8 protein-coding genes are annotated in these 11,671 nt (G+C 47.5%); 4 read left to right on the top strand and 4 right to left on the bottom strand.

The features are described from left to right. The first annotated feature begins 175 nt into the window (after positions 1 to 175). The 4 genes from ACFQ2O_RS15900 (at position 176) to ACFQ2O_RS15915 (ending at position 6,002) form a co-directional block, all read left to right on the top strand. Positions 176 to 2,722 (top strand): M14 family metallopeptidase, encoded by a 2,547-nt coding sequence (locus ACFQ2O_RS15900; protein WP_377529832.1) that lies wholly within the window; start codon positions 176 to 178, stop codon positions 2,720 to 2,722. Positions 2,723 to 3,479: 757 nt separating this feature from the next. Continuing rightward, positions 3,480 to 4,010 carry a DinB family protein gene (locus tag ACFQ2O_RS15905; protein WP_377529835.1) on the top strand — a complete coding sequence of 177 codons (531 nt, stop codon included), beginning with the start codon at positions 3,480 to 3,482 and terminating at the stop codon, positions 4,008 to 4,010. Beyond that, positions 3,964 to 5,583 (top strand): SLC13 family permease, encoded by a 1,620-nt coding sequence (locus ACFQ2O_RS15910; protein WP_377529839.1) that lies wholly within the window; start codon positions 3,964 to 3,966, stop codon positions 5,581 to 5,583. Before ACFQ2O_RS15905 ends, ACFQ2O_RS15910 begins: the two co-directional genes overlap by 47 nt. A 296-nt stretch (positions 5,584 to 5,879) precedes the next feature. Next, positions 5,880 to 6,002, top strand: coding sequence for a hypothetical protein (locus ACFQ2O_RS15915; RefSeq protein ID WP_377529842.1), 123 nt, complete (start codon positions 5,880 to 5,882; stop codon positions 6,000 to 6,002). A gap of 443 nt (positions 6,003 to 6,445) precedes the next feature. On the opposite strand, the gene priA is transcribed toward ACFQ2O_RS15915, so the two are convergent. The 4 genes from priA to ACFQ2O_RS15935 form a co-directional block, all read right to left on the bottom strand. Then, complete coding sequence (priA, locus tag ACFQ2O_RS15920; protein WP_377529845.1) at positions 6,446 to 8,977, bottom strand: replication restart helicase PriA; 2,532 nt, start codon at positions 8,975 to 8,977, stop codon at positions 6,446 to 6,448. Between the two features lie 184 nt (positions 8,978 to 9,161). After that, positions 9,162 to 9,629: a hypothetical protein gene (locus ACFQ2O_RS15925; protein ID WP_377529849.1), complete on the bottom strand. Its 468-nt coding sequence runs from the start codon at positions 9,627 to 9,629 to the stop codon at positions 9,162 to 9,164. 142 nt (positions 9,630 to 9,771) lie between these two features. Continuing rightward, the gene (locus ACFQ2O_RS15930; RefSeq protein WP_377529851.1) at positions 9,772 to 10,797 is read right to left on the bottom strand and encodes an LLM class flavin-dependent oxidoreductase; all 1,026 of its coding nucleotides are present in this window, start codon (positions 10,795 to 10,797) and stop codon (positions 9,772 to 9,774) included. A 286-nt stretch (positions 10,798 to 11,083) separates the two neighbouring features. Further along, positions 11,084 to 11,671, bottom strand: a 588-nt coding sequence (locus tag ACFQ2O_RS15935; RefSeq protein WP_377529856.1) for an acyltransferase, incomplete at its 5' end; no start/stop codon positions are given.

Genomic DNA, 11,671 nt, shown 5'->3' on the forward strand with positions numbered 1-11,671 from the left:
TTATTTTTCTGTTTAAACATCTTTTACATTTTAATCAAAAGATAAAACTGCCGTAACCTTGTTGTGCCGCAGCGCGATATGCTATAAGTGCCAGATTTGCCAAATTCTTCTTTTTTGCGCAGATTGTAGCTTTAACCCGACCTCTATCACAACCTTTACACCTAGAAAGAAAATCATGATAAACACCCTGAAGTGCTTTGTCGCTTGTATGCTGGTGCTGTTTAGTATGCAGATGGCTATGGCGCAGGAGCGCCTGCAGTCGCCGGAGCAGTTTCTTGGCTACAAGCTGGGAGAGCAGTTTACCACCCATAACCGCATTTTAGATTACGTAAACTACCTGGCTGCCCAGGCACCTAACCGCATAAAGGTGCAGGAGTACGGCCGCACGTACGAGAACCGCCCCTTAGTGCTGGCATACGTCGCTTCGGACGAAAATCTGCCACGCCTGGAGCAGATCAGAGAGAACAACCTACGGCAGGCAAACCTGCTCAACGGACAGGTGCAGGGAGCGCAGCCTGCCGTTGCCTGGCTCAGCTACAACGTGCACGGCAACGAATCAGTAAGCTCAGAAGCTGTGATGCAGGTGCTGTATGATTTGGTAGATCCAAACAGCGCGCAAAGCAAAGAGTGGCTGCAAAATACGGTGGTGATTGTAGACCCGATGGTAAACCCCGACGGCCGCGAGCGTTATGTGCAATGGTACAAGCAGGCATCTAACCGTGGCGGCAATGCTTCGCCTTATGCCTGGGAGCATTGGGAGCCTTGGCCAGGTGGCAGACCTAACCACTACTATTTCGACCTGAACCGCGACTGGGCATGGCAAACGCAAATAGAGTCTAAGAATCGCCTGGAGGTATATAACAGCTGGCTTCCGCAACTGCACGCCGACTTCCACGAGATGGGACCAGAATCTCCGTACTACTTTTCTCCTGCAGCCAAACCTTTCCACGAGAACATCACACCTTGGCAGCGTCAGTTTCAGAACACCATTGGAGACTATAACCGTGCCTACTTCGACAAAAACAACTGGCTATACTTTACCCGCGAGAATTTCGACTTGCTGTACCCAAGCTACGGTGATACTTGGCCAACCTATAACGGAGCTATTGGTATGACATACGAGCAGGGTGGCTCTGGCCGTGCCGGTTTAGCCTATAAAAAAGAAGATGGCGATACACTAACCTTAACAGACCGTATTGCGCACCACGTGGCGGCAAGTAAGGCAACACTACAAGCCACCTCCGAAAAGGCTGACAAGATGAAGCAGGAGTTCAGAAAGTACTATCAGAACAATCTGAAAAACCCTGCCGGTGAGTATAAATCGTTTGTGATAAAAGGAGGGGGAGCTAATGCTGGCAACCTAAACATGCTAACTGATTACCTGGACAAGCAAGGCATACAGTATGGCTACGCTAGCAAAAACGGCTCGGTGCGTGGCTACAACTACAGCAATGGTAAAACAGAAAGCGTAAAGCTGGCACCGCAGGATGTGGTTATCAGCATGTATCAGCCAAAGTCTACGCTGGTAAAAGTACTCTTTGAGCCTAACACCGCTCTGGAAGATTCCCTGACGTATGATATCACTTCCTGGTCCTTGCCTTATGCTTATAATCTGCAAGCTTATGCCGTAAAGGGTAGGGTTGATGCCAGCACGGATAAACCTGCTTCAACTGCACCGGCTGCCATCACCATTGACAAACCTTACGCATACCTGGCCCGCTGGAACAGCCTGCAAGACCTCAAGTTTATGACAGACCTGATGGAGCAGAACGTGAAGGTGCGCATGTCAGAAAAAGCCTTTGAAATCAACGGAAGTACATATGAGCCGGGCACTCTCATTATCACCCGCACCGGAAACGAGCGACTAGGTAATAAGTTCGATACTGCTGTTCGAGAGCTTTCCGCAAAGCATAATGTAGAGCTAGGCGCTACTTCTACTGGCTTTGTATCGAGCGGTTCCGATTTCGGTTCGGGCAGTGTACGCTACCTGAAAATGCCTAAAGTAGCTGTTATGTCTGGCGAGGGTGTGTCTCCTTATGGGTTTGGAGAAGTATGGCACTTCTTTGAGCAGCAGCTAGAATATCCTGTCACGGTACTGAACACAGCATACTTCAGCCGGGTGCCACTGGAGGAGTTTGATGTGCTGATTTTACCGACAGGTTCTTATGCTGACGTATTAACTGAGGCCACCTTAGAAAAAGTGCAGAGCTGGGTACGTGGCGGTGGCAAACTGATTGCCATGGAAAGTGCCGCTGGCTTCTTGGCTGGAAAGAAAGGATTTGAGCTGCAGAAAAAAGAAGAGAGCAAAGAGGATGACAAAGACAAGAAGGATGATCCATATGAGAAACTCCGTACCTACGCCGACCGTGAGCGTGAGGCAATCAGCGGCGAGGTGCAAGGCAGTATTTTCAGAGTAGAACTAGACAACACACATCCTTTGGCTTTTGGCTACGGCAACAACTACTTTGCCCTTATCCGCTCGTCCAACGCATTTAATTACTTGAAAGATGGCTGGAATGTAGGTGTGCTTAAGAAAGACAACTATGCCACTGGCTTTGTAGGAGAGGGAGCAAGAGAAAAGCTAGAGGACGCTTTGATAATAGGTACACAACCTATGGGACGTGGCGAGGTAGTTTACCTGGCTGATAACCCGTTATTCCGGGGTTTCTGGCAAGGAGGCAAACTGCTATTCGGCAACGCTGTCTTTGTGGTAGGCCAATAGCTAAAGTATAAAAACCAGAAAAGTCCCTGTACTAGGTAAGTACAGGGGCTTTTTGTTTGATGCACTATGTAGTAGAAGGGGAGTCTGTAACTGCTTCTGCTTAAGTATTAGTGCTATGGCTAGAACTATTCAAGAGAACCCACCCCTAGCCCCTCCGAGGAGGGGAATTAGTTCAAGCTCCGTTAGCTTTGCTATTGAACCTGTTCCCAGTCCTTGGGTTGAGCGCCTTGTAGAGTTCCGGTGCCGCGCAAGCGGCAGCCGTTAGGCAGGAAGGCTACACAGCGCGATGCCCTTGTCGAGGGCCCCTACCCCCAGGACGAGGCCCCGCTCATATAGGGCCCCTACCCCAGCCGTGAGCGCTCCAAAGCATAAAGTGAAACAATGGGTATTTGGGAGCTGGAGGATGAACGGCAGCTAAGAAAGATAGCTTGTTCAAAGTTACGGCAAGCAGCTGCAATGGAAGTACGGCCGTAGCAAGTATGGCTTTGCAAGCCAGTAGAGCTGGAAGCTCTACACCATAGTAGGCACTAGCTGCAAGCTAGCGCCAGCGGAATATTTAGGATCTGGAGTATGAACGGTAGTTAGAAAAGTTAGCTTGGCTGAAGATGTGGTAAATTAAGGCTATGCGGACGCTTGCGCTAGCTATTTTGAAGAAATTAGCAAAAAGAAAGTGCAGCTAATCCCTACATAATCCTTCTAAAACAATAAAGTATAAATTCGTACCTTGCGCAGCATCTATACCTCCTGATATTCAGATATGCAGACGCAACACATTATTACCTACCCAACACCTGAAGAGTACAATGGCTTTCTTGCCAATTATGTACAGCAGGCCAAAGCCGACGATCTGATAGAAGGCCTCACGGCAAGCTATGTTTTTATCACCGGCATGGTGCAGGGGCTGACGGAAGAGCAACTGCTGTACCGCTACGCTCCGGGCAAGTGGAGTATAAAAGAGCTGCTGGTGCACATGATTGATGCAGAGCGGATTTTCTCTTACCGCGCCCTACGCTTTGCCCGCCAGGACAAAACAGAGCTGCCCGGCTTTGATGAAGGAGCTTATACCGAGGCATCCAAAGCAGATGCGCGCGATATCAACTCTATCATTGCAGAATATACTTCTTTGCGCACGGCAACGATAGAATTGTTCAAGAGCTTCGACGAAGAGGCATTAAGCCAAAAAGGAGTTGCCAGTGGTTTGGAGGTAAGTGTGCGTGCACTGGGCTTTGTTATACTTGGCCATGAGGTACACCATCAGAAGATTATCAGAGAGCGCTATAACGTGTAGCAAATCTAGAAACATACAAAACCAAGAGCTGCTGCCAGAATTTACCGGCAGCAGCTCTTGGTTTTGTAGCGCATCAGCATTTACTTATACTTGTGGCTTAGGTACTTTTATACTTCATATTCTGGATTACATGCTCTTATCCCGCAGGAATATTGGTTTACTGGTTGCTCCTTTACTGGCTCTTTTAGTATGGTTTATAACACCGTCACTAGCATATGAGCCGCGCCTGGTAGCCACCATCATGGCTTTCTGCCTGGTGTTCTGGATGACGGAGGTGATTCCGTTATCTATGACGGCCTTTCTGGGAGTTCTGTTAGCCGTTATGTTAGGCATCGCTGAAATAGAAACAGCTTTTCAGAACCTGGGGCACCCTATCATCCTGCTGTTCATCGGTAGCTTTTTGCTGGCCCGCTCCATGACGCGCCACGGCCTGGATAAGCGAATTGCGCTGTTTATACTTTCCCGTTCCTTTTTTCAGAAGAGCCTCTTTCGGCTGTTCATAGGCTTTTCAATTATCTCGTTCTCCCTCTCTATGTGGGTCAGCAATTCGGTAACGGTAGCTATGCTGCTGCCCCTGATGCTGGGAGTAACGCAACTTGTTTGCCCGCCGGATGAGCATGGGAAGAGCCCGGCGGTCTATTTCCTGCTTGGAATTGCCTACAGCGCCTCTATCGGTGGAGTTAGCACAATTATAGGTTCGCCGCCTAACCTGATAGGTGTAAATTACCTGGCACAGCAGGGCCTGCGGATAGATTTTCTGCAATGGATGTACCTGGCATTGCCGATTGCCCTGAGCATGTATGCCGTGCTGCTGATCTACATGCGCTATTTCCTGAAAAAGAGCCCTTATAACCAAGCAGTGGTGCAGGCTTATGTTGAGGAGCATCAGAGGCAACGCAACCAGCTGAGGCAGGGCGAAAAAGTGACGATGGGTGTGTTTATGATGGCCGTTATACTTTGGCTTGCTCCGGGAGTATTAAATTTGCTGGGTTTAGAGCAGGCTTATACCTTTATGGCTACTTATTTTGCCGAAAGCACGGTAGCTGTACTGGCGGCGCTTCTGTTGTTTCTGATTCCGCCGGGACAGGAGAATAATGGCGCTGGCACCCTTACCTCCGAAGACCTGGTTAAAATAGACTGGGATACGATACTGCTATTTGGCGGTGGTATGGCGCTGGGGCAGCTGGTGGTAACTTCTGGCCTGGCCGACGTCATTGGCCGCAGCATCACGAACTATATTGAACCTGACGCACAAGTATTGCTGGTGTTTTCGCTGGTATTCCTGGTGCTGATGCTAACTGAAATAAGTTCGAACACAGCCATTGCCATTACGTTTGTGCCTATTATAATTGGCGTTTTGCAGGGGCTAAGTTTACCGCTGCTCTATCCGGTATTAGGTGTAGTGGTAGCTTGTAGTATGGCCTTTATGTTGCCGGTAGCCACACCCCCAAACGCTATTGTGTATGGCAGCAAACAGGTGCCCATCAGTAGTATGGTACGCACAGGCTTTTTACTGAACATAGTGGGTACTGTGCTTATTACGGCTTGGGTAGTTTACTACATGTTGAGGTAACATGTAGTAAAGCTGTAAGAATGGTATTAAAAATTCTACAGCCGGCAACATTTTAAAGGCCGTAGTATGTTGTGTGTTTGCCGGAGTGCTGCAAGCGAACGTGATAGGCAGGCAACTACAAGTGTAGAAGTATATTGCTGTTCCCGCTTTTCTTGATGTAGGGCTAGTGTTTCTTTTTTTTAATTGGCTGGAGCGAAAGCAAACTTAGCCTCAATTATTTATTCAATCATACTTATATGCAGAGCAGAAGAACTTACCGCATTGTCATGACTATCGTCTGTTTTATTTTTGCAGCGATGAACGCGTACAGAATTATAATAGGAGAATTTGAGTGGCTGGATGTATTCCTGATGGTGGTTTTTCTGGCGATCGGTGCAATCTATGTAATTGGATTGTTGCGCTCCGATAGTCAAAAATAAGGCGGGGGTATAAAGGAAAAACCCGAAAATCTTAATGGTTCCTTCTGAACGATTAGATATTCGGGTTCTCAACTTTTAGCCAAAGGTATCTATATTTACGGCAGTGGTTTGTAATTGGTTGTTGCCAAATATATATTTTTGGAATATTTTTTCTGAAGCACCAATTATTCTCTACTAATAAGTCCTTTTCTGCTGCAAATAAGTCTGCACAATCGTCCAATAAATTCTAGTATGAATTTGCAGAGGTTCCTGTAAGTAGCAGTATTACCAGGTTATTGATCTGGCTACTTGCTAAATCAACTATGGATGCTGGCAGGTTCTGCTGCTGAGATATGTCGCCAGGAATATCACTTAATTCAGCCGCCGTTACTAAAGCTGCTAAAGCCTATCTAGATCGAAGAATCGACGTCTCGTGTCCTGAGCCTCAAACAAGAAATACCTGCTTACATCGGGTCGACATCAGCCACTACTCGCACGCTTTTAAAGTCAGGGAGCAGCTTCAGGTTAAAGATAGCCTGTGCCACCTCACGCTTGGCAGCTTTTAAGTTTGTGGTTTCACGTGGCAACTTGATGTGAATCTCCTGCAGAAACAGGTTTCGTATCTTAAAAATATACGGCACCTCCGGCCCCAGCACCTGCTGCTTTCCTAACCTGTCAGCTAAATCTTTTGCCAGCACTATGGCCGCATTCTCTGCGTTACGCTCATCGTCGTGCTTCACGGTAATGCGAATCATGCGTGTGAAGGGAGGATAGCCAAAACGCAGGCGCTCCTCTATCTCATGGTCGTAAAGGCTCTGGTAATCATTTGTTTGTACTTTGTGGAAGATTGGCTGCTTCGGGTCGCGGGTCTGTATGATTACTGTGCCTTGCTTGCCTCGGCGTCCGGCACGACCGCTTACCTGCACAAATAATTGGTATGCACGCTCATGTGCCCGGTAATCCGGAAAATTGATGATAGTATCAGCATTCAGGATACCTACTAAACTCACTTTCTCAAAGTCCAGCCCTTTAGTTACCATCTGCGTGCCTACCAGCACATTGGTGCGGCCACTCTCAAAGTCAGAAATAATCTGCTGGTAGCTGTTCTTCTTCTTGGTGGTGTCCAGGTCCATGCGCTGCACCTCAGCGTTTGGTAGCATCAGCTTAAGTTCGTCTTCTACCTTCTCGGTGCCGAAGCCCATACTTTTAAGCGAGGTGGCACCGCAGGCGGGGCAATCGTGCGGCATGCGCTCGTGGTAGCCGCAGTAGTGGCAGCGCAGTTCGTTGTTATACTTGTGGTAAGATAAGCTAACGGCGCAAAATTTACATTTCGGAATCCAGGAGCACTCGTCGCAGGAAATAAAGGGTGCATAGCCACGGCGGTTCTGGAACAGAATTACCTGCTCCTCGCGGTGCAGCCGCTCTTCAATGGCTCCTAGCAGTTTGCCTGAGAAATGGCTGTGCATGTTTTTTCGCAGCTGCTCTTCGCGCACGTTCACCAGCTCTATCTCTGGTAGCTGTGCCTCTCCGAAACGCCTGGTCATACTTACCAATCCCCAGCGGCCGGTTTTGCAATTGTAGTAACTTTCGATAGATGGCGTAGCTGAGCCTAACAAAGTTTTGGCACCCTGGTAGCTTGCCATTACCAAAGCCGTTTCGCGGGCATTGTAGCGGGGGGCAGGGTCATACTGTTTATAGCTGGCCTCATGCTCCTCATCAATTATTATCAAAGACAGATCGTGGAAGGGGAGGAACACAGAAGAGCGCACGCCTACCACCACCTGGAACCGCCCGGCAAGTATACCTTGCCATACTTCGGCACGTTCGTTATCGGAGAACTTAGAATGGTACACCCCCAATTTATCACCGAACACCTTCATCAGGCGAGTTACAATTTGGGCTGTAAGGGCAATTTCGGGGAGCAAGTATAAAACCTGCCCACCACTTTCCAGCGCATGCTTGATCAGGTCGATGTATACTTCGGTTTTTCCGCTACCCGTTACGCCATGCAGTAGAACTGAATCCTTCTCTTTAAATAGGCCTAGAATCTCATCTTTTGCCTGTGCCTGATGCTCCGACAGGGCCATAGGCAGTTGCTGCGGATCCTTTTCCATCGGAAACCGCGACACGACCTGATCGAACTGCTCCAGCACACCTTTTTTAATAAGCGTGTTGATGGAGGACGCAGATAAATGCGGGTTGTTTACAAGTGCGCCTTTCTCTATACCTTTATAGTTCAGGTTGATATCCTGGTGCACCGGCACGAGTTGCAGGTAGTTCAGCAACACATCGAGTTGCTTGGGCTGGGGCGTAAGCTGGTTAAAAAGCTCTTCCAGCATGCCTTCTTCCTGCACAAAATGCTCTGTAAGGCGCACCTTCTTCACCACTTTAGGCGAGAACTTTTCGCTTACCTGCTCGAATATTATGATCGCCTCTTTCTGAATGAGCGACTTAATGTATTTATGATAGCTTTTGCCTTGCAGCAGCGTGCTGACTTCTGTAAAAGTTAGCGCCTGGTTGTTTTGCAGGGCAAAGATGATTTTTTCTTCCTGGGCAGCAAGTATAAGCTCATCCTCTTCGGGGTTGTAGTGCGGGTGCAGCTGTATCCTGGACTCGCTGCTCAGCTTAAGGGCAGCAGGCAGGGCAGCGTTTATCACCTCACCCAAAGTACACATGTAGTAGTCTGCTATCCACTTAAAGAGCTTCAGCTGCGGAGCCGTTACGATTGGCTTATCATCCAGCACATCCAGTACATACTTGGCCTGGTAATCGGCGGGAGCGTTTTCATGAATGTCGGCAACAATACAGCTTAGCACTCGCTTGCCACCAAACTGCACAATTACCCGCACGCCCACCATTACATCATCGTTCATCTCGTAGGGGATGCGATACGTGTATAGCTTAGGCAGCGGCAATGGCAGGATTACGTCGGCAAACAACGTAACGCGCTCTGTCGCCGACTCCGGAGGGTAATTGAAATTTAGAAGCTCTGACAAGGGTGTTTATACTTTAACTCTCTGCAAAGGTCGGAAAAAATTGACTATTGTGTACAACGGAGGGCCGGGCATATCGTGCAGGTACGGCTAAACTTTTACGTGTAGCAAATGCAGGCTTGTATAGCTAACAAAAAAGGAGGCTCTATTACTAGCGCCTCCTCCTGATATGTTTTGAAACCGGCTTTTACTTATTAAGCGGAGCACCAACAGCAACAGCGCAGTCGTGCCCGGGCTGGCCGTGAGGCGGATTAGTGCCTGGTGCTACTGCGCCCTGAGCCGGATTAAAGCTAGGTGTTACCGGCCTTAAACTTGGTGTTGCAGGTGAGTTTAACGGAGCACCTACCTGTATGTCGCAGCGGTGGTTTGGCTCTCCGTGCGGCGGGTTTAAAGCTACCGTTTGCGCGGGTGTGCCGGTTTGAGTTTGTGTATTCAGTGGCTGTGCCTGGTTGGTGCTTGCAGGCACTGTAGCCGTACTCTCGGCAGCATCATACTTGGTGTTCTCGCCGCCTGAGCAGCTAAGTATAAATAGTGCAAAGGCAGGAAGTATAAACTGTGGTTTGAATTTCTTCATATCGATAAAGATGATTTGCGTTATATCAGCTTCTGGCCTAACACCAATGGCTGTGGTAGTTGTTCCTTTAAAGCACAACATTTGCAGATAGCGGACTATCAGCGAAACTACAGCTCAATATACTCAGAATTTATAAAATTGAAAACATATAAGGTATGAACCAGGCACCATACAAGTAATTGTTTGGGCCTGGTCCGCATACTTACCTTTTAAAATTGCAGCTTTAGTACTCCGTTTTCTTAAAAAGATCGGCCAGTATCTCATAAGACCGGAGCCTTGCCTGATGGTCATGCATGGTGGAGGCTACCATAATTTCGTCTACCTGCGTTTCGTCTAAAAAGGCTTGCATGTCTTCTTTCACCGTTGCCGGACTTCCTACAAAAGAATAGCGCAGCATCTGGTTTACAGCATAGCGCTCAGATGCATCCCAAAGGTTTCCCATACTTTCGACAGGCGGCTGTAAAGGAGCACCAGTGCCTTTTATCACGTTCAGAAATGCCTGGTAGAGCGTGGTGGACTGGTGAAGTGCCTCAGCATCGGTATCTGCAGCTATAACATTAACGCAAGCCACTGCATACGGCTCCTGTAGTTGCTCCGATGGCTGAAAACTGTCTCTGTAGACCTTTAGAGCTACGTGCAGACTAGCGGGGGCAAAATGGCTGGCAAAGGCGTAAGGCAAGCCAAGTATACCTGCCAACTGCGCTCCAAAAGTACTGGAACCCAGCAGCCAGATCGGAATATCAAGCCCCTCGCCGGGAACGGCCCTAACTGGTGACCGTTGATTGTCTGAAGACAGGTATGTTCTGAGTTCTTCCACGTTGGTAGGAAAATCCTCACCAGCACTGCCAATGTTGCGGCGAAGTGCCATAGCGGTACGCTGGTCTGTGCCTGGTGCACGCCCTAAACCTAAATCAATGCGGCCAGGGTATAAAGAGGCTAATGTGCCAAATTGCTCTGCCACCACCAGCGGCGCATGGTTTGGTAGCATGATGCCACCGGAACCCACTCTTATCTTTGAGGTTCCGCCGGCAATATATCCGATCAAAACGGACGTTGCCGAACTGGCAATGCCTTGCATGTTGTGGTGCTCGGCCATCCAGAATCGCTTATAGCCCAATTCTTCTACATGGCGGGCCAACTCTAAGCTGTTAGGATAAGAATCTGCTGCTGTTTTGCCTGTTACTATATGTACTAAGTCGAGTACCGAAACCGGTATGTCTGACAATTTTTTCTGATTACTATTACTCATGCTTGTTCTGTTTATAGATGGCATAACAAGAGTATAGCGTTTATTGTTTAGACACTGTTACGGCATTCAACAGTCAGTTTACTTTTCAGAAAGGGCACGTAGTAAAGTAACTTTGGCTTATTCCAATATTCAATGATCCTAAAAAATAGTGATTTTGCCGTCTTAAATTTATAGTCTTATATAAAATGAACTGAATTTACAGGTGCCTTGAGCTTTAATTCAATGCTACTTGTATTATGCTTAAGTAAATTAGCAGATCAAGCTATTTGTTTTAGCTAATAAAGCGCTACCATGCTACATTACGCTTGATAACACGTGCTGGGCTTCCAGCTATTAAGCAATTCTCTTCAGGAAAATTACCTTTCAAAACAGAATTTGAAGCTACCACACAACCATGAGCTACGCGTGTTCCTTTAAAAATTGAAACGCTAGAGCCAATCCATACTTTATTACCAATCTCTATGGTGGGAGAATCTTTGTCTACTTTGCTTTCATATGTTAGATGATGAAAGTCTTCATCTAAAAACTGGCAATCCCAGGATACTGCGCAATTTGTTCCTATGGTCAAACCATGCATTATAATCACTTTGGTAAATGGATTAATGTAGGAACCGTCACCAATTTTTACTAGTCCTTGGTCTCCGATATCGAACCGACATCCTCTTCCAATTGAAACATTGCCTTTTATCTCCAGGTGTCCATTAATATTCAAATAAGTAAGGTCGCTTCTGTGGCTGAATCCTACGTAATCCACACCAACCTTAAGAATGCCATCTACAGTAATTCTTTTCAAACCCTTTATAGATGCATTTTGATGTGCAACGATAGCTTTACCTTTGATTTTATAGTATAAATATTTTATAACTACGATAAT

Source organism: Pontibacter rugosus, from assembly GCF_042678745.1.
Classification (GTDB): Bacteria; Bacteroidota; Bacteroidia; order Cytophagales; family Hymenobacteraceae; genus Pontibacter; species Pontibacter rugosus.